This window comes from Pseudomonas sp. SLFW (assembly GCF_009905615.1).
GTDB classification, from domain to species: domain Bacteria; phylum Pseudomonadota; class Gammaproteobacteria; order Pseudomonadales; family Pseudomonadaceae; genus Aquipseudomonas; species Aquipseudomonas bambusae.
The window spans coordinates 407,868-426,489 of the sequence record NZ_JAAAKW010000004.1; the positions used below are offsets into that span (position 1 = coordinate 407,868).

An 18,622-nucleotide genomic window follows, 5' to 3' on the forward strand; every position below is an offset into this window, starting at 1 on the left:
AATCCTTAGGCAGATGTCGGGGTCAGGCGCTCGAACAGCGCTTCGATCGTATTGAAACGCTCCTCGGGACGTTCCATCGGCACCGTGAACTTGAACAGCGTGGCACCTTCGAATTTGTAGCGTTTCGGTTGGCCCTGAATCAGCTTGATCAGCGTCAAGGGTTCTACCGGCGTATCGGCGGCAAATTCGATTCGTCCACCCTGAGGGCCGGCGTCGACCTTCTTGATGCCCAACTGCTCGGCCTTGAGCTTGAGCGACGTCATGCGCACCAGGTTTTTGGTCGGCTCCGGCAGCAGGCCGAAGCGGTCGATCATCTCCACTTGCAGGTCCTTCAGGCCTTCTTCGTCGGCGGCGTTGGCGATGCGCTTATAGAGAATAAGCCGCGCGTGGACGTCCGGCAGGTAATCCTCGGGAATCAGCCCCGGCACCCGCAGGTTGACCTCCGGACCGCCACCCAGCGGCTGGTCTAGGTTCGGCTGCTCGCCCTTGCGGATCGACTTCACTGCGCGTTCGAGCATTTCCATATAGAGGGTGAAACCGACCGCCTGAATCTGCCCGCTCTGGCCTTCGCCCAGCAGCTCGCCCGCACCACGGATTTCCAGGTCATTGGTGGCGAGCACAAAGCCCGCGCCGAGGTCCTGGGTGTTGGCGATGGCTTCCAGACGCTTCTCGGCGTCCGGCGTGATCTGCTTGCGCGGCGGCGTCAACAGGTAAGCGTAGGCCTGGTGGTGACTGCGACCGACCCGACCGCGCAACTGGTGCAACTGGGCCAGACCGAACTTGTCAGCCCGTTCGATGATGATGGTGTTGGCGCTCGGCACGTCGATGCCGGTTTCGATGATGGTCGAGGCGATCAGTACGTTGAAGCGCTTGTGATAGAAGTCGCTCATCACCTGTTCAAGATCGCGTTCGTGCATCTGCCCGTGACCGATGCCGATCCGCGCTTCCGGCACCAGTTCGGCGAGGTCGGCGGCGCATTTCTCGATGGTCTTCACGTCGTTGTGCAGGTAGTACACCTGACCGCCGCGCAGCAGTTCACGCAACAGCGCTTCTTTCACCGTGGGCTTGTTCTGCTCCATGACGAAAGTCCGTACCGACAGGCGTCGGGCAGGCGGGGTGGCGATGATCGACAGGTCGCGCATGCCGGCCACGGCCATGTTCAGGGTGCGCGGGATCGGCGTGGCGGTCAGGGTCAGAATGTCGACTTCGCTGCGCAGGGCCTTGAGCTGTTCTTTCTGGCGCACACCGAAACGGTGTTCTTCGTCGATGATCACCAGGCCCAGGTTCTTGATCTTGACGTCATCCTGCAACAGCTTGTGGGTGCCGATGACGATGTCGATCTTGCCCTCGGCCAGGTCGGCCACGGCGGCGTTGATTTCCTTGGCAGATTTGAAGCGGCTCATCACCTCGACCGTCACCGGCCAGTCGGCGAAGCGGTCGCGGAAACTGTTGTAGTGCTGCTGGGCGAGCAGGGTGGTCGGCACCAGAATCGCTACTTGCTTGCCGCCGTGCACGGCGATGAACGCCGCGCGCATGGCCACTTCGGTCTTGCCGAAGCCCACGTCGCCACAGACCAGCCGGTCCATCGGTTTCGGCGCGAGCATGTCGTGGCGCACGGCTTCGATGGTGGTCTGCTGGTCCGGGGTCTCTTCGAACGGGAACCCGGCGCTGAACGTTTCGTAATCCAGCTTCGGATCGGCAAACGCGTAACCTTCGCGGGCGGCGCGGCGAGCATAGATGTCGAGCAGTTCGGCGGCGACGTCGCGCACCTGTTCGGCGGCTTTGCGCTTGGCTTTCTGCCAGGCCTCGGAACCGAGGCGGTGCAACGGCGCGAGTTCGTCATCGCTGCCGGTGTAGCGGGCGATCAGGTGCAGGTTGGCCACCGGGACGTACAGCTTGGCGTCCTCGGCGTAGGCCAGCATCAGGAATTCGGCGACCTGATTTTCCACTTCCAGCGTCGCCAGCCCAAGGTAGCGGCCCACGCCGTGGTCGATGTGCACCACCGGCGCACCTTCGCGCAGCTCAGCGAGGTTTTTGATCACCGCGTCGCTGGAGTGGCCGTCCATGCGCTTTTCGCGACGGCGGCGTTGCATGACCCGCTGACCGAACAGCGGGCTTTCGGCGACCAGCGCCAAGGCTGGCTGTTCAAGCACCAGACCCTCGTCCAGCGGCGCGATGGTGATCGCCAGCCGCTCTTTGCTGTCGACGAACTCCTGCCAGCTGTCGAGGTTTTTCGGCCGCAGTTTCAGGCGCTCCAGCAACTCCAGCAGCACCTCGCGACGACCGGCGGACTCGGCAGTGAACAGCACGCGGCCGGGGAATTCGTCGAGGAAGGTCGAGAGTGCCGCAAGCGGCTGGCTGGCCTTGGCTTCGATGGCCAGATTCGGCAGTGCCAGCGCCGGAAAGCGTTCGCGACCGATGCCTGTTTCAACGTCGTCCTGGCTGGCGACCACGCGGGGCCAGCTTTTGAGGCGGGCAAAACAGTCTTCGACCGGCAAAAACAATTCAGCGGGCGGCAGCAGCGGACGGTCGGGGTCGACGCGGCGCTCTTCATAGCGGTTACGCACGTCCTTCCAGAAGGTTTCCGCCGCCGCTTCGATGCCCGGCAGCGAGAACACCTGCGTGTCCTGGGGCAGGTAGTCGAACAGCGTGGAAGTTTCTTCGAAGAACAGCGGGATGTAGTACTCGATGCCTGCCGGGGTGATGCCGCTGTTCAGGTCCTGAAAGATCGGGCTGCGGCGGAAATCGACGTCGAAGCGCTCGCGGAAACGCGCCTTGAAACGGGTGACCGCTTCTTTCTGCAGCGGGAATTCCTTGGCGGGCAGCAGACGCACCGAATCGACCTTGTCGATGGAACGCTGGGTTTCCGGCTCGAAGGTGCGCAGGGTTTCGATTTCATCGTCGAACAGGTCGATCCGGTAGGGCAGTTTGCTGCCCATGGGGAACAGGTCGATCAGCGCGCCGCGCACCGTGAACTCGCCGTGCTCGTAGACGGTGTCGACGTAGCGGTAACCGGTCGCTTCGAGCCGGGTGCGCATGGCTTCGACGTCGAGCTTCTGGCCGACGTCCAGCACCAGGCTGCTGCCCAGCAGGAACTTGGTCGGCGCCAGGCGGTGCAGGGCCGTGGTGATCGGCACCACCAGCACGCCATGCACCAGTTCCGGCAGCCGGTACAGGCTGGCGATGCGCTGGGAGATGATGTCCTGATGGGGCGAGAACAGATCGTAGGGCAGGGTTTCCCAGTCAGGGAAATGCAGCACCGGGAGATGGGGGGCGAAAAACTTCAGTTCCTGTTCCAGTCGCTCGGCACTTTGGCTGTCAGCGGTCAAAAGCAGGGTGAAGCGTTTCGCGGCGCTTGCAGCCTCGGCGATGGCCAGGCTTTGAGCGGCACCGGGCAGGTTGCCCCAATGTTGTTTGCCTGCGGCAGCAGGAAGAATCGGTAGGCGCAGAACGGGCACGGAAGATAAAGCTCCAGGCGTTGCGGCAAAGCCGGGGATTGTAACTAAATCGGGAATCCGCTGTCAGTTTTGTGCTCGCCGAATTATGTAGTGCTCCACGATCGAAAAAGACTGGATTGCTCATAAACAAAGGCTTGGGCATAATGTAGTCCCTTTTTTCAGCCCCTACATGTGGAAGGTTCCCGTGACTCAGAAGCCCGACCAGTGTCTTGGTGAATGGATCGATCGTGAAGCGCTCGCCGAGGCGATGATCCCGCTTATCGGTCAGCTCTACCGCAATAATAATGTGGTGAGTTCGATCTATGGCCGCACCCTGATCAATCGTTCAGTGATTGCGATTCTCAAAGCACACCGCTTTGCGCGTCATCGTCAAGCCGACGCGACCGAGTTGTCCGTACACGAAACTTTCCCGCTCATCAAAGCGATGAGCGAGCTCAAACTGGGTGCCGCTTCGGTGGACCTGGGCAAGCTGGCCGTCAAATACAAGGCCGAAGCCAACGGCCGCACGGCCGAGCAGTTCGTCCGCGAAGAAATGGCTGAAATCGTTGGTCAACAGAATTCCGGCGACCGTAAGGGCACCGACGTCGTGCTGTACGGTTTCGGCCGTATTGGTCGTCTGCTGGCACGCATCCTGATCGAAAAAACCGGTGGCGGCGACGGCCTGCGTCTGCGTGCCATCGTCGTGCGCAAAGGCGCCGAGAACGATCTGGTCAAGCGCGCCAGCCTACTGCGCCGTGATTCGGTTCACGGCCCGTTCGACGGCACCATCACCATCGACGAAGCGAACAACACCATCAGCGCCAACGGCAACCTGATTCAGGTGATCTACGCCAAGAGCCCGACCGAGGTGGACTACACCCAGTACGGTATCAAGGACGCACTGCTGGTCGATAACACCGGCGTATGGCGTGATGCCGACGGCCTGGGCCAGCATCTGCAATGCCCTGGCATCGACCGCGTCGTGCTGACCGCACCGGGCAAAGGCAAGCTGAAGAACATCGTTCACGGCATCAACCACCAGCAGATCACCGCCGATGACAAGATCATCTCGGCTGCGTCCTGCACCACCAACGCCATCGTGCCGGTCCTCAAGGCCATCAACGACAAGTTCGGTATCGTCAACGGTCACGTTGAAACGGTGCACTCGTACACCAACGACCAGAACCTGATCGACAACTTCCACAAAGGCGATCGCCGAGGCCGTAGCGCCGCGTTGAACATGGTCATCACCGAAACCGGCGCTGCCACCGCGGCCGCGAAGGCGTTGCCTGAGCTGGCCGGCAAGCTGACCGGCAACGCGATCCGTGTTCCGACGCCGAACGTGTCGATGGCGATCCTGAACCTGAACCTGGGCACTGAAACGACCCGTGAAGAAGTCAACGAATACCTGCGCCACACCGCGCTGTACTCGGACCTGCACAAGCAGATCGATTTCGTGGCCTCGCAGGAAGTGGTCTCCACCGACTTCGTCGGCTCGCGCCACGCTGGTGTGGTCGACGCCGAAGCCACCATCGTCAACGACAACCGCGTCGTGCTTTACGTCTGGTACGACAACGAGTTCGGTTACAGCTGCCAAGTGGTTCGCGTGATGGAAGACATGGCCGGGGTCAACCCGCCTGCTTTCCCGAAGTAAGGCAGCTGCGAGCGGCGAGTTGAAAGCTGCAAGCTGATAGAGCAGCGACGAGTCGCGAGCTGCAAGCCGCAGGCCAAACATAAAACGCCACGACCGAAACATCCGGTCGTGGCGTTTTTGTGTGGGGGGTTTGAGTCCGGCCAAATTCCGAGACTCGCCGGATTTCCCTGTGGGAGCGAATTTATTCGCGAAAAGCGCGTCAGACGCCAGAGATGCGTGGGCTGTAGCGTCCATCGCGAATGAATTCGCTCCCACAGGGGAGTGGTGTCAAAACAGATGTCGTCGGCGTTGCAGAAAAATCGACCGTCCAAAAAAACGCCCCGAACCAGTCGGGGCGTTTGCGTTTCCACTTGCAGCTTGCAGCCTTTAGCTCGTGACCGCTTCCACGTGCGCATGACCGCCTTTGCGGAACAGCACCAGCGTGGCGATCAGGCCCAGCACGGCAGCGCCGCTCAACCAGATGCCGGGAGCCGCCTTGTTGTTCAGCTCATGGATCAGGTAGGTACAGGCCGCTGGAGTGAAGCCACCGAAGGTTGCGGTCGCCAGGCTGTAGGCCAGGGAGAAACCGGTGGTGCGCACTTCGACGGGCATGATTTCGGTCAGGGAGACCACCATCGCGCCGTTGTAGGAGCCGTACAGGAAGGACAACCACAACTCGACCATCAGCAGGTTACCGAAGCTCGGGTTGGCGGTCAGCCAGGACAGGGCAGGGTACGCCGTGACGATGGCCAGAATGGTCGCCGCCAGCAGCAGGGGTTTGCGACCGATCTTGTCAGACACCGCGCCCATCACCGGCAGCCAGATGAAGTTCGAGATACCCACGCAGACGGTCACCAACAGGCTGTCCAGGTCGGACAGGTGCAGTTCGTTTTTGCCGAAGGTCGGCGTGTACGCGGTGATCAGGTAGAACGACACGGTGGTCATGACCACCAGCGCCATGCCGGCGATGACGATGCCGAAGTTCGAGCCGATGGACTTCATCACTTCGCCCATGGTTGGACGGTGTTTGCGTGCACGGGCTTCGAACTCAGGGGTTTCTTCCAGCGAACGACGGATGATGAAGATCGCCGGAACGATCGCACAGCCCACGAGGAACGGCACACGCCAGCCCCATTGGCCCATTTCTTCCGGGCTCAGCCAGTGGTTGAGGCCAACACCCAAGAGCCCTGCGAACACCACCGCTGCCTGCTGGCTTGCGGACTGCCAGCTGACGAAGAAGCCTTTGCGGCCCGGCGTCGAGATCTCAGCCAGGTACACCGACACACCGCCCAGTTCCACACCGGCAGAGAAGCCTTGCAGCAGACGGCCGATCAACACCAGCAGCGGCGCGGCAACGCCCAGCGTGGCGTAACCCGGTACGCAAGCGATCAGGATCGTACCCATCGCCATCATGGCCAGGGTGATGATCAGACCTTTCTTACGGCCATGATGGTCGATATAGGCGCCGAGGAAGATGGCACCCAGCGGGCGCATGAGAAAACCTGCGCCGAAGGTGGCCAGCGACAGCATCAGGGATGCGAATTCGCTGTCGGCCGGGAAGAAGGTTTTGGCGATAGCTGTGGCGTAGAAGCCATAGACCATAAAGTCAAACATTTCAAGGAAGTTGCCGCTGACAACGCGAAAAATCGCTTTGCCTTTGCCTGTGGTCGAGGCCATTTGGAATTACTCACTTAGGCTGTCTAGCTGGGGGGAATCCGTTGTATTTGTACGTCCTCTGCCGCACGGTACGAGCTTGGCCTCGCACTGCACAGATTTGTAACGATATGTGTAAAAGTGGCGGATGGCAATCAGAAGCCTCGCATCGGCCTTCTCGCATCAGTGCCCTGAGCGGGCCATCGCACTATTTGTTTATGTCACCTCGTTGGCCCGTGTGCCTTTAACTCGCCTGATCTGTTCGGCCGTGCCCGCTATTTACCTCGCAGGTCACGGCCCATTCTTGCGAGTTGAGTGCACAATGACTGACAAATTTGACCTGATCGATCTGTTTTCCCGACGCCCCTCCCTGTCTGAGCAGGCCCGCGATTCGCTGAGGGCTGCCCTGACGTCTTACTTCCCTGACGTTCACCTCGACCCCGACGTGGCCGTTGTCACCGGACAGGCCGAAAACGGAGAAGCGAGGACTGCGACGCTGACGGCCTGTTTGCAGCGGTTTTTTGCCAGCGGCCAGACACCCCGCTGGAAGAGCGGGGCCGATGCGCTGGTCGTCGATCCGGCCGCGTCACTTGCCCCCGCCCCCAGCGGCGACATGGAGGCGCTGGCCATCCTCGTCGACACGGTCTCTCTGGGTCTGCTCGATGATTTCACCGGGTCCTTGATCGCTTTTTGGGATCGTGCGGGTGCAGACGGCGCGACGCCCTGTACCCGCTTGGCGAATGCCTTGGCTCAGCGGCGCCCGGAAAACACTGACGCGAGCGTTTTCGAACAGCAGGCGCTGGCGATACTTGATGCGCAACTCGCCGATCTTCAGGCCATTCCCTCGCTTGGCCTGAATGACTTCGACGAGATCGAGCGCTACGTGGCCAAGACCACGGACATCCTGCCGTGGCTGAGCGACGCACAAGACGCCGCGATTACCCGGCACCTGTCACGGTTCGAGCAGGTGCCCGACTGGTTGAGCCGTGCCTCGTCCGCCGACCGTCTCGATTTCAGCCGCCGACTCGCGGCTTTGGCGGTCGTGAACGCGCGAGCGGCGGGACGCTGCTGGGACGATGACGTGCCGCCGCTGCTCGATTACGCGCGCAAGACCCTGCAAGACCTGATGCGTGGCGATCACCCGGACGTCACTTGGCTGACACTGGACGACGTCACGGTGCACATCGACAAGGTGGTGGCCGTCCCCGTCCCGTCGGCGGGGCAGTTCATTCCCATTGGCAGCATCGAACATCAGCGCATGAGCGTGGCCCACTTTGCGTTGGGCAACCTGTGCAGTGTTCCCAGCGGCACGATCGTATTGTCGTTGCGCGATGGCGGACCGCTGCCGCGATGGCTGACGATCGACTACCTCAAGCAGTTGGTGGTGCGGGCTGACATCGGCCGCGCGTATCCGACGTTGGTGCGTCAGTATTTGATGACTAACCCTGTAGAGGTGTCGCGACGGCAACGGCTGTTCGGCGACCAACTGCGTGTGCAACTGCCGCTGAAGGCGCTGGAGCAGAAACTCCGTGGCGAAGGTGGGCTGACGGACGCGGGCTATCGGCGGGTCTGTTCGCTGTTTGAGCGTTCTGCTGCACACGCTGGCAGCGACACGGTGTTGCGCCCGCTGGCGTGGGTGGCGCAGCCAGGCGCCGTGGCGGATGACGTCTGCAACCAGTTCGTGATCGGTACGTCAGATACCGCTGTGGGTCCGTTCGTGTTGTATCGACCCTTGGCGCCGATGCCGCTGATGGAGTTCGCCGCGTGGCCGGAACTGCGCGCAGCCATTGCTACGACAGGCGAACTGCAAGGCGACGCGCTCGTCTGGATGACCGATCATGGGCGACAGCGCTACGCCAACGGCGGCTTCGATCAACCTCACATCGTCCGTTTCGGGCTGGGCTCCGATTTTGCACCGATCGAGAACCCCGCACCGGCGCAACTGGCTGTCGCCAACGTGGACGGTGACGTGCTCGTTGCGCTGTTCAATGCGAACGCCCGGGCGCTGGTGGAGCTCGCGGATCGTGAGTCAGTCTCCAATGCCGAAAGCCGCTGGGCCATGATTCAGCGGGCAGGCTGGCTCGGGCTGGACCTGGTGATGCCCTTTCTGTCCGGCGCGGTCGGCAACGCGTTGTGGCTGGTGCAGCTGATGAGTGCCGTGGATCAAGTGCTGGTGGCGCGCAAGCGTGCGGTCGGTCACCCGGAGCGGCAAGCGTGGACGGCGCTGTTACTGACGGTGTCCATGATGCTTATGCACGAAGGATTCGTGCCCCGCCTGCGAACGCCGCGAGCCGAAGTCGCGGAGGGGGAGGCGACGCGGGCAGGGCATGGGCCCACCGAAGCGCCGGAGACGGTGGACGGCGAGTCGCAGGCGACTGCCCTGACACCCTTGCTGGATTTTTCCTGGTCCAGCGTGCGGCATCGGCTGACCCCGGCACAGGCCCGAGACTTGGAGCGTCTGAAAGTCACGCCTGAGCCGGACTTGGGTGCGCCGTCTGCGGAACGGGACAGCGAAGGCCTGTATCTGCACGACGGACAGTGGCACGCCCGGCTGGACAGTGGCGTGTATCGCGTGGCATTCAAGGATGAAGACGTGCGAGTGATCGACCCTCGGTCGTCGGCGATCGTGGGTCCCAGGCTACGGCGTACAGGCGGGCGGTGGACACTTGATCTGTCTCTCGGCCTGCGGGGCGGAGGTCCGAAACGTAACGCCCGACAGGTTGCCCTGGAAAACGCGGCGAAGCTCAAGGCGGTGACGGAGCGTGAAGCGGTGCTGGATCAGCACCAAGTCGTGCTGTTTCGACGGTTCGTCGGCTGGAACAAAACGTGTCGAGGTGCGAAAGCGCAGCTGCCCGGCACCTTGTACGACCTGATCGAAACCGACCTGAACGAACTGAAAGCCATCGTTGAGGAACGCCAGCGCTTACAGGCTTCCTTGCGACCCGCCGACCGAGCACCCGAGACGACCGTGGCCAAAGACCTTCAGGCGCTGGTCCGGCGTATCGCGTTTTACGAGGGCGTGTTGCTGCAAAACCTCGTCAAGCTGGCGCGCAACCAAATGGACCGGCTTGAAGCGGTTTCATTGTCGGCGGTGACGCAAGAGAACGTGGACGGCTACGTGGCGCTGTTCGAAGACATGTTGCAGATCGAAGAGCGGGGGACCCAGTGGTCCGGACTCAGGGAAAGCCTGTGGCAGCAACTGCGGGACGTGCCCAAGGTGGGCGAAAAGATCTGGCATGACGAGGTGCTGGATCTGGTCCGCAGCAATGTGTTCACCCAGTTGGACTGGCGGGCGACGCGTTTGTGGTCGCTGTTGGAACTGAGCTTCAGCAAGGATGTGATTCTGTCCAAACAGGGCAGCCTGGAGCTTAAATCATTGCGCACGGACGACCGCCTCCACGCGGCCGTCAGTTCGCAGATCGAGCTGGAAAAACCCAACGATTACACCCTCGCCGAGCAGATCGACGTGTTGGAGAGCTCGTTGCGGGAATACGATCGGGGCATCCTTATCGCTGTGTGCGCCCAGCAAAGCGTGCCCGAAGCGTTCGAACCCGTGCGATTCACCCGGTTTCTGGACGAATTCGGCTGGATCGCCGACCGGGCGGAAAAACGCTTGTCGGATCTGATCCGTGAAAGCACCGAGCCTGTGGCGCGTCCTGTGGATTACGCGCCACGCGTTCGGCAGCCGCGCAAACGGGTGTTCAAGACCCGCGCCCACCGCACGTTGGTGGGGCAGTTGCGCGAAGGCGAACCCGACATGCCGGGTGCGGTGGTCGATGTCACGCAATCCATGGGCAACACCGTGATCGAGACGTACCACCTGCATGAGAACGGGGAGTGGGTCGAGGTTAATACGGTCGCGCCTGCTCAACCTGAAAAGCCCGTGCCTGTGGTGGCACTGGCGGAACTCAAACGTCAGGCGACCTCGTTGTTGGAGCGCGTCGAGGCAGACATTGCCAACGCCCGGCGTCAGTCGAAAAAAGCGGATGAGCCTGCGGACATGCAGGACATCCTGACCCACAAGGCCGACCGGCTGACGGCGCTCGCGGAAAAGCTCACGAGCGCGGGGGCCGGTGACGAAGCGGCTCAGATTCAGGTGAGCGCGTTGCGGGCGTCTGCCTCCCGGCTGGTGGAGGAGGGACGGACCTTGCGCATCGCGATGATCAAGGCGCAACCGCCGACGGCGGGACGTCTCGCCTGGTTGGCTCAGGAACGTGAGGTGGACATCGCCCGGTTCGAGGGACGCAAGAATATGTCAGGCGCCAAACGAAACGATTTCCTGCAGGAATACGTGATTCGTGACGCGGATCAGCGGGTGCTGTGGTGGGCGCATTTTCATTACGCCAGTGAAAACGCGGCAGCCGAGGCGTTCACCGCTGCTCACCTGAAACGCCCGGAGCAGCGGTTTGTGGGGTACAAGGCGCAGGTCAAGGCGGCGAAGGAGAGCAAGGACGTGATTCGCGTGTACCGCAGCGCCATCGGCAAGGAGATCGCGCAGCGGTTGTTTCTGAGCCTCGCGGGCTAGCTTATTTAAGCAGGGCGTCGCGCAGGTCAGTCGACAGACCGTCCGGCGCCAGCCAGATCGCGAAATACACCTTTGCCAGCTCAGGGTCGGGGCTGGCAAAGATCACCTTGCCATTGCGCGTCAGGTTCAAGCCATCGGTGCGGTCCCAGGTCAGGTCGTAACGGTCGCCTTTGACGATGTTCTGGAAGCTTTGGTGCAGGCGGTCGAGTTCGGGTTTCAAACGAACGAGGGTGTCTTGCGGCTGTTGTTTTTCGAGGGCCGCGTTGGCGGCCTTGATCACGTCCTGGCGGTCGATGTCCCGAAAATAATACAGCTCAAGTTTCTGGGGTGACTGGGTGAAGGCAGCCTGTTTGGCGCTGATTGAAGGCTCGGCATAAAAGGCGGCGGCGTAAACGTCGGTCCAGAGGTAGGTGAGTATCGCCTGGTTCTTGCGCTCCAGCGCCGGGGAATGGCCGTCGAGCCGGGCAGGGAAGTTGGCCTGCTTGAGCAAGTCCGCCTGAGACGCCATGGCCATCGGGCTGGCGAACGCGGCAAGCAGGAGCATCCAGTGAATGAGGCGGTAGCGCATGAGGGTGTCTTCTGTGGCGAGGGGGGTAAGGTAAGGGTATGACATTTTTAGCGGTGCGCGGTGCGGCGGGGTATGCAAACGGCCTACGCTATTCGCACAGACATGGCGGAGCATCTCCAGCGACCGATAGATTTTTCGCGAATAAATTCGCTCCCACAGTGAAGAACGCGTCCTGCCTGATGCCGAGTCGCGCCGTCGAATCCCTGTCGTTGTACGGCAAAAAACGCCCTCCACGCCTCAACCCCACAAAAAATGCAGCTTTTATTGGGATTCCCCCCACCAACACATTTATCATCCGCACCCATTGGGCATTTTCCGCGCCTCACGAGGGTGACGAGTGTCACGTAACGCAGACAAAATTGGCCTGCGACGCGACCAAGGGTTAATGTTCCCCGCGACGCCGGACGATTAGACTGCGCCGCGAGTTTCGATTCTTCATGCCGCCGGGCGCGGCATGGGTTAGCCAGAGACGCCAGAGTGGCGCCTCGGCCCGTTCTAAGGAGTACGCATGGCTGTCTACAACTACGACGTAGTGGTACTGGGTTCCGGCCCAGCTGGAGAAGGCGCGGCAATGAACGCCGCCAAGGCTGGGCGCAAGGTAGCCATGGTCGACAGCCGTCGGCAGGTCGGCGGCAACTGCACCCACCTGGGCACGATCCCGTCCAAGGCGTTGCGTCACTCGGTCAAGCAGATCATCCAGTTCAACACCAACCCGATGTTCCGGGCCATTGGCGAGCCGCGCTGGTTTTCGTTCCCGGACGTGCTGAAAAGCGCTGAAAAAGTCATCAACAAACAGGTCGCGTCCCGCACCGGCTACTACGCCCGTAACCGCGTCGACGTGTTCTTCGGCACCGGCAGCTTTGCCGACGAGCGCACCGTTGACGTGGTCTGCGACACCGGCGTCGTGGAAAAGTTGGTCGCCAACCAGATCATCATCGCCACCGGCTCACGGCCTTATCGCCCAGCGGATATCGACTTTTCCCACAAGCGTATCTACGACAGCGACACCATCCTCAGCATCAGCCACACCCCGCGCAAGCTGATCATTTACGGGGCTGGCGTGATCGGTTGCGAATACGCGTCGATCTTCAGCGGTCTGGGCGTGGACGTCGAGCTGATCGACAACCGTGACCAGTTGCTGAGTTTCCTCGACGCCGAAATCTCCCAAGGCTTGAGCTATCACTTCAGCAACAACAACGTGATGGTGCGCCACAACGAAGAATACGAGCGCGTCGAAGGCCTCGAAAACGGCGTGATCCTGCACCTCAAGTCCGGCAAGAAAGTGAAGGCCGACGCCTTGCTGTGGTGCAACGGTCGGACCGGCAACACCGACAAACTGGGTCTGGAAAACGTCGGCATCAAGGCCAATGGCCGTGGCCAGATCGAAGTGGATGAGGAATACCGCACCAGCAAGCCGAACATTTTTGGCGCTGGCGACGTGATTGGCTGGCCGAGTCTGGCCAGTGCGGCGTACGACCAGGGGCGTTCGGCGTCGGGCAAGGCGGTGGACAACGGCACCTGGCGCTTCGTCAACGACGTGCCGACCGGCATTTACACCATCCCGGAAATCAGCTCGATCGGTCAGAACGAACACGACCTGACCCAGGCCAAAGTGCCGTATGAAGTGGGCAAGGCGTTCTTCAAAAGCATGGCTCGCGCGCAGATCTCCAACGAGCCGGTGGGCATGTTGAAGATCCTGTTCCACCGCGAAACCTTGCAGATTCTCGGCGTGCATTGCTTCGGCGACCAGGCGTCGGAGATCGTGCACATCGGTCAGGCGATCATGAGCCAGCCCGGCGAGGCGAATACCCTCAAGTATTTCGTCAATACCACGTTCAACTACCCGACCATGGCCGAAGCCTATCGGGTCGCGGCGTACGACGGCCTCAACCGGCTTTTTTGAGCGGCTCCGGCCGGTGGCCTGAGCCGGCCGGGGAGACCGATTTCAGTAATTCCCGAGGGTGGCGCTGGCCAAACCGGGAAAGTCTGTAATCAGGCTGTCAACGCCGAAGTCGGCGAGTCTGCGCATGAGCGCGGGCTCGTTGACGGTCCAGACGGACACATGCAGGCCCAGGGTCTGTGCTTTCTTCAGGCGCTCGGGCGTGCAGTGCGTCCAGTTCAGCGCCAGAATCTCGCAGCCATAACTCGTGGCGACCTTCAACGGGTCGAGCCACGCGTATTCCGCCACCAGCCCTCGCGACAGGTCCGGGGTCAGCTCCAGCGCCGCCTTGAGCACTTCCCGCGAACTCGACGTAATGGTGACCCTGTCCAGCAGACCGTGACGTTGCGCCATCTCGCGGATCGCCAATACGGTCGTGGCCGCTCGGGTGCGTGACGCGCTCTTGACTTCCAGTTGCCAGTGGTCGAAATCGCATTTCTCGAACAGCTCTTCCAGGCGCGGAATCGGGCACGGATTGACCCAGCCCGGGCCGCCCTTGCGCGCGTCGTAGGTCACCAGGTCCTTCGCATCATGCTCGACCACTTTGCCGCGCCGGTCGGTGGTGCGCTTCAGGGTCGGGTCGTGGATGACCATCAGTTCGCCGTCACGGGACAGGTGCAGGTCCAGTTCACAACGCTTGACCCCGTGCTTCAGGCATTCCTGAAAGCTGGTGAGGGTGTTCTCCGGTGCTTCGCCTTTAGCGCCGCGGTGGCCATAGATAAGGGTCACAAATACTCCTTGAATTACGAAGGCGCCTACAGGCTCAAAATCAGGATGGATCAGGGGTGTTTTGCTCTCGGGCCAGGCGTCGTTGCGCGGCTTGTCGTTGCAGGATGTGTCTGGCCAGGAGCTGTCGCTGGGCATCGCTCAGCTCGACCCACTCGGTGCCGATCTCGAAATCGCCAAGGGTGAGGGACTGGGATTGCGTGACCCTGGCCCGCAGCATCATCCCGGACGCCTGGGGCATGAGCACCATTTTGACCGACAACAGGCTGCCGACGGGGAAGGGCTGGTGAGCGTTAAATTGCAGGCCGCCCTCGGACATGATCACTTTTTGCGGAGCGCCGAGCTTGCCTAGAACCGTCTGAGCCACCACTTGACCGAGCAAATCGATGCGTTTGCTCATGGCCCGCAGGAAGCTGTTGGTGGTACGGTCGCGGTCGTCGAGCTGGCGCAGCAGGTGCTGCGATTCGAACTCGGCGACGTGCAACTCGCTCAGCAGATCGAAGAGGGTCGAGGTGTCCCGATGAGCGAGCTCATCGACCGAGCCGGACGCTGGAATGCGTTGAATTTCCAGTGCGACGCTGTCCTCGATACGGTAGTATTCGCGGCGTTCTTCTTCATCTAATGTCGACATGGCGAACCCATGGTAGCGGCGGTTGTCAGAGTGATTGCTCTCGTTTGCGACTCAGCGATTCGAGTGTAAAGCCGCAGGCCCAGGCCCGCCACAAGGACGTTCCCATTCCTCCGAACAAGCCCCTACATGTTCAGACCTCTTTTTGTATTTATCGGCACGCGTTACACCCGTGCAAAACGCCGTAATCATTTTGTCTCCTTCATTTCCCTGACGTCGATGATCGGTCTCGCCCTCGGCGTAGTGGTGATGATAGTCGTGTTATCGGTCATGAACGGTTTCGATCATGAGATGCGCACCCGCGTCCTCGGCATGGTGCCCCACGCGACCATCGAATCCGGCGACCCGATCAACGACTGGCAAAGCCTCGCGGCCAAGGTCAAGCAGAACCCTCAGGTCGAAGCCATTGCGCCGTTCACCCAGATGCAGGGTCTGCTGACGAACAACGGCAATGTGCAGAAAATCCTGCTCAATGCCATCGACCCGGTTCAGGAACGCAAAGTTTCGATTATCGATGGCTTCATGAAACAGGGTCGGCTTGACGACCTGGTGTCAGGCGGCTTCGGCGTAGTCATCGGCGACAAGGCCGCGACCAAGCTGGGCGTCGGCATCGGCGACAAGGTCACCTTCGTTTCCCCTGAAGTCACGGTCACGCCCGCCGGGATGTTCCCGCGGATGAAGCGCTTCACCGTGGTCGGCATCTTCCACGTCGGCGCGGGCGAACTCGACGGCTACCTCGGCGTGACCAACCTTCAGGACCTGGCCCGTCTGCACCGCTGGAAGCCTGATCAGGTGCAGGGGCTGCGCCTGAAATTCACCGACCTGTTCAAGGCGCCGCGCACGGCTTACGACATCGCCCAGAGCCTCGGCGATCATCAGTATTACTCCCGCGACTGGACCCGCACCCACGGCAACCTGTACCAGGCCATCGGCATGGAGAAATCCATCATCGGCCTGCTCTTGCTGCTGATCGTGGCGGTGGCGGCGTTCAACATCATTTCGACGCTGGTGATGGTGGTCAACGACAAGCGCGGCGACATCGCGATCCTGCGCACGCTGGGGGCGACACCGGGGCAGATCATGGCGATCTTCATGGTGCAGGGCACGGTGATCGGTGTGGTCGGCACGGCGATTGGCGCGGCCGTCGGCATTCTTGCTGCACTGAACGTCAGTGCCGCGATCTCGGCGCTGGAAGGCCTGATCGGGCACAAGTTTCTCAACGCGGATGTCTATTTCATCGACTATCTGCCTTCGCAATTGATGACCAGTGACGTGCTGATGGTATGCGGCGCGGCTTTGGTCCTGAGTTTCCTCGCCACCTTGTATCCCGCCTGGCGTGCCGCGCGCACCCAGCCGGCGGAGGCGCTACGTTATGAGTGAGTCGCGCATGAGTGATAAAGCTGTACTGAGTTGCCGCAACCTGGGCAAATCCTACGAGGAAGGCCCGGAGTCCGTGGTCGTGCTGTCGGGCCTGCAGCTGGAGTTGCACCCTGGCGAACGCGTGGCGATTGTCGGCAGTTCCGGCTCCGGCAAAAGTACCTTGCTCAACCTGTTGGGCGGTCTGGACACGCCGACCGAGGGCAGCGTATGGCTGGCCGGCGAAGAGTTGTCCGCGCTGAACGAAAAGGCCCGTGGTCTGTTGCGCAACCGGGCGCTGGGTTTCGTGTACCAGTTCCACCATCTGCTGCCAGAGTTCACCGCGCTGGAGAACGTCTGCATGCCGCTCCTGATCGGCAAGACCCCGATCCCGGAAGCCCGTCAGCGCGCCACCGCGTTGCTGGAGCGGGTAGGGCTCAAGCACCGCCTGGCGCACAAACCGTCCGAGCTGTCCGGTGGCGAACGCCAGCGGGTGGCCATTGCCCGGGCGCTGGTCAACCAGCCGGGTCTGGTGATGCTCGACGAACCGACCGGCAACCTCGATTCCCACACGGCCCAAGGCATTCAGGACCTGATGCTGGAGCTCAGCACCTCGTCGCGCACCGCGTTTCTGGTGGTGACCCACGACCTGTCGCTGGCTCGCCAGATGGACCGCGTGTGGCGTCTGGAAGAAGGCCGTCTCGTCGAGGCGTGATGCATTGAACCCGACGCCCGCTTCATGGCGTCGGGGTGTTCCTATTTAGCTACGGTGCTCCACGAATGTTCAGACCGTTATCCATCTTCATCGGCACGCGATACACGCGGGCCAAGCGGCGCAACCACTTCATCTCATTCATTTCGATGACCTCGATGATCGGGCTGGCGCTGGGCGTGCTGGCGATGATCGTCGTGCTGTCCGTGATGAACGGCTTTCAGAAGGAAATGAGCTCGCGGATTCTCGGCATGGTGCCCCACGCGGTCATCGACGGGGTCAAGCCGCTGGACGACTGGAAAGCCGCTGCCGACGCCGCGTTGAAGAACCCGCAAGTCACGGCCGCTGTGCCGTTCACGCAAATGGACGGCATGCTCTCATACAAGGGGTCGATGCAGCCGATCGAGATCAACGGTGTCGATCCCGCGCTGGAATCCCAAGTGTCCATCGTCACTCAGCACATCGTTCAGGGCCGCCTGCAGGATTTGAAAGCCGGCGAGTTTGGCGTGGTCATCGGTGAAATCACGGCACGGCGCTTCCGCCTGAACGTGGGCGACAAAATCACCCTGATCGTCCCGGAAATCAGCAGCGATCCGGGCGGCATCACCCCGCGCCTGCAACGCCTGACCGTGGTCGGCGTGTTCAAGGTCGGCGCCGAGCTTGACGGCTCCATGGCGCTGGTCAACGTGGCCGATGCCGCGACGATCCAGCGCTGGCAGCCGAATCAGGTGCAGGGCGTACGTCTGGCGCTGACCGATCTGTACGCGGCGCCGCAGGTTTCGACCGCCATCGCGGGCAGTTTGGGCGCGGACTACAAGGCCGATGACTGGACCCACACACAGGGCAGTCTGTTCAGCGCGATGAAAATGGAAAAGACCATGATCGGTCTGCTGTTGCTGATGATCGTCGCCGTCGCGGCCTTCAACATCATCGCCACGCTGATCATGGTGGTGAACGACAAGGGCGCCGACATCGCAATCCTGCGCACCCTCGGCGCGACGCCTCGTCAGATCATGACCATCTTCATGGTGCAAGGCTCGGTGATCGGCGTGATCGGCACGATCATCGGCGGCGTATTGGGCGTGATCGCCGCCATCAACGTCAGTCAGTTGGTGGGCTGGGTCGAGCGCGTCACCGGCCAGCACATTTTCACCTCGGACGTGTACTTCATCAGCAACCTGCCATCGCAACTGGAAGGCAGTGACGTGGTGATGATCTGTGCGGCGGGGCTGATCCTGAGCTTTTTGGCGACCATCTACCCGGCGTACCGCGCCTCGCAGATTCAGCCGGCCCATGCGTTGCGGTATGAATAGGTCTGCCTCGTTGGCTTGGGCGTACGCATAATCTGTGGGAGCGGATTCATTCGCGAAAGTCTTTCTGCCTACAGAGAGGTATCGGTCGGGAGGCCCCCTCGCGAATGAATTCGCTCCCACAGGAGATCTGTT

Annotated in this window: 11 protein-coding genes; 6 read left to right on the forward strand and 5 right to left on the reverse strand. The window is 61.5% G+C overall.

Annotated elements, in window-relative coordinates:
• Positions 1-5: 5 nt before the first annotated feature.
• Positions 6-3,458 (reverse strand): transcription-repair coupling factor, encoded by a 3,453-nt coding sequence (gene mfd, locus GVN17_RS10255; protein ID WP_166595135.1) that lies wholly within the window; start codon positions 3,456-3,458, stop codon positions 6-8.
• 169 nt (positions 3,459-3,627) lie between these two features.
• On the opposite strand from mfd, the gene GVN17_RS10260 reads away from it, so the two are divergent.
• Positions 3,628-5,091, forward strand: coding sequence for a glyceraldehyde-3-phosphate dehydrogenase (locus GVN17_RS10260; RefSeq protein WP_166595136.1), 1,464 nt, complete (start codon positions 3,628-3,630; stop codon positions 5,089-5,091).
• Between the two features lie 366 nt (positions 5,092-5,457).
• Here GVN17_RS10260 and GVN17_RS10265 read toward each other — a convergent pair whose 3' ends face one another.
• Positions 5,458-6,747 carry an MFS transporter gene (locus GVN17_RS10265; protein ID WP_166595137.1) on the reverse strand — a complete coding sequence of 430 codons (1,290 nt, stop codon included), beginning with the start codon at positions 6,745-6,747 and terminating at the stop codon, positions 5,458-5,460.
• Positions 6,748-7,045: 298 nt separating this feature from the next.
• Here GVN17_RS10265 and GVN17_RS10270 point away from each other — a divergent pair, with 298 nt between their 5' ends.
• Positions 7,046-11,248: a dermonecrotic toxin domain-containing protein gene (locus GVN17_RS10270; RefSeq protein ID WP_166595138.1), complete on the forward strand. Its 4,203-nt coding sequence runs from the start codon at positions 7,046-7,048 to the stop codon at positions 11,246-11,248.
• A gap of 1 nt (position 11,249) precedes the next feature.
• Here GVN17_RS10270 and GVN17_RS10275 read toward each other — a convergent pair whose 3' ends face one another.
• Positions 11,250-11,816 (reverse strand): chalcone isomerase family protein, encoded by a 567-nt coding sequence (locus tag GVN17_RS10275; RefSeq protein ID WP_166595139.1) that lies wholly within the window; start codon positions 11,814-11,816, stop codon positions 11,250-11,252.
• 508 nt (positions 11,817-12,324) lie between these two features.
• On the opposite strand from GVN17_RS10275, the gene sthA reads away from it, so the two are divergent.
• Positions 12,325-13,719, forward strand: coding sequence for a Si-specific NAD(P)(+) transhydrogenase (sthA, locus tag GVN17_RS10280; RefSeq protein ID WP_166595140.1), 1,395 nt, complete (start codon positions 12,325-12,327; stop codon positions 13,717-13,719).
• Between the two features lie 42 nt (positions 13,720-13,761).
• Here sthA and GVN17_RS10285 read toward each other — a convergent pair whose 3' ends face one another.
• Positions 13,762-14,484, reverse strand: a complete 723-nt coding sequence (locus GVN17_RS10285; RefSeq protein ID WP_166595141.1) for a glycerophosphodiester phosphodiesterase — start codon at positions 14,482-14,484, stop codon at positions 13,762-13,764.
• A gap of 40 nt (positions 14,485-14,524) precedes the next feature.
• The gene (locus tag GVN17_RS10290) at positions 14,525-15,112 is read right to left on the reverse strand and encodes a PilZ domain-containing protein (RefSeq protein ID WP_166595142.1); all 588 of its coding nucleotides are present in this window, start codon (positions 15,110-15,112) and stop codon (positions 14,525-14,527) included.
• A 126-nt stretch (positions 15,113-15,238) separates the two neighbouring features.
• Here GVN17_RS10290 and GVN17_RS10295 point away from each other — a divergent pair, with 126 nt between their 5' ends.
• The 3 genes from GVN17_RS10295 (at position 15,239) to GVN17_RS10305 (ending at position 18,490) form a co-directional block, all read left to right on the forward strand.
• The gene (locus GVN17_RS10295; RefSeq protein WP_166595143.1) at positions 15,239-16,489 is read left to right on the forward strand and encodes a lipoprotein-releasing ABC transporter permease subunit; all 1,251 of its coding nucleotides are present in this window, start codon (positions 15,239-15,241) and stop codon (positions 16,487-16,489) included.
• Between the two features lie 7 nt (positions 16,490-16,496).
• Positions 16,497-17,180, forward strand: a complete 684-nt coding sequence (gene lolD / locus GVN17_RS10300) for a lipoprotein-releasing ABC transporter ATP-binding protein LolD (protein ID WP_166595144.1) — start codon at positions 16,497-16,499, stop codon at positions 17,178-17,180.
• A 65-nt stretch (positions 17,181-17,245) separates the two neighbouring features.
• On the forward strand, positions 17,246-18,490 hold the full coding sequence (locus GVN17_RS10305) for a lipoprotein-releasing ABC transporter permease subunit (RefSeq protein WP_166595145.1): 1,245 nt from the start codon (positions 17,246-17,248) through the stop codon (positions 18,488-18,490).
• Positions 18,491-18,622 lie beyond the last annotated feature (132 nt).

Bases quoted from the DNA above. Each gene is read 5' to 3' on its own strand.
- sthA (WP_166595140.1), top strand. From the start codon at position 12,325: ATGGCTGTCTACAACTACGACGTAGTGGTACTGGGTTCCGGCCCAGCT.
- lolD (WP_166595144.1), top strand. From the start codon at position 16,497: ATGAGTGATAAAGCTGTACTGAGTTGCCGCAACCTGGGCAAATCCTAC.
- GVN17_RS10295 (WP_166595143.1), top strand. From the start codon at position 15,239: ATGTTCAGACCTCTTTTTGTATTTATCGGCACGCGTTACACCCGTGCA.
- GVN17_RS10260 (WP_166595136.1), top strand. From the start codon at position 3,628: ATGTGGAAGGTTCCCGTGACTCAGAAGCCCGACCAGTGTCTTGGTGAA.
- GVN17_RS10290 (WP_166595142.1), bottom strand. From the start codon at position 15,112: ATGTCGACATTAGATGAAGAAGAACGCCGCGAATACTACCGTATCGAG.
- GVN17_RS10270 (WP_166595138.1), top strand. From the start codon at position 7,046: ATGACTGACAAATTTGACCTGATCGATCTGTTTTCCCGACGCCCCTCC.
- GVN17_RS10265 (WP_166595137.1), bottom strand. From the start codon at position 6,747: ATGGCCTCGACCACAGGCAAAGGCAAAGCGATTTTTCGCGTTGTCAGC.
- GVN17_RS10305 (WP_166595145.1), top strand. From the start codon at position 17,246: ATGTTCAGACCGTTATCCATCTTCATCGGCACGCGATACACGCGGGCC.
- GVN17_RS10275 (WP_166595139.1), bottom strand. From the start codon at position 11,816: ATGCGCTACCGCCTCATTCACTGGATGCTCCTGCTTGCCGCGTTCGCC.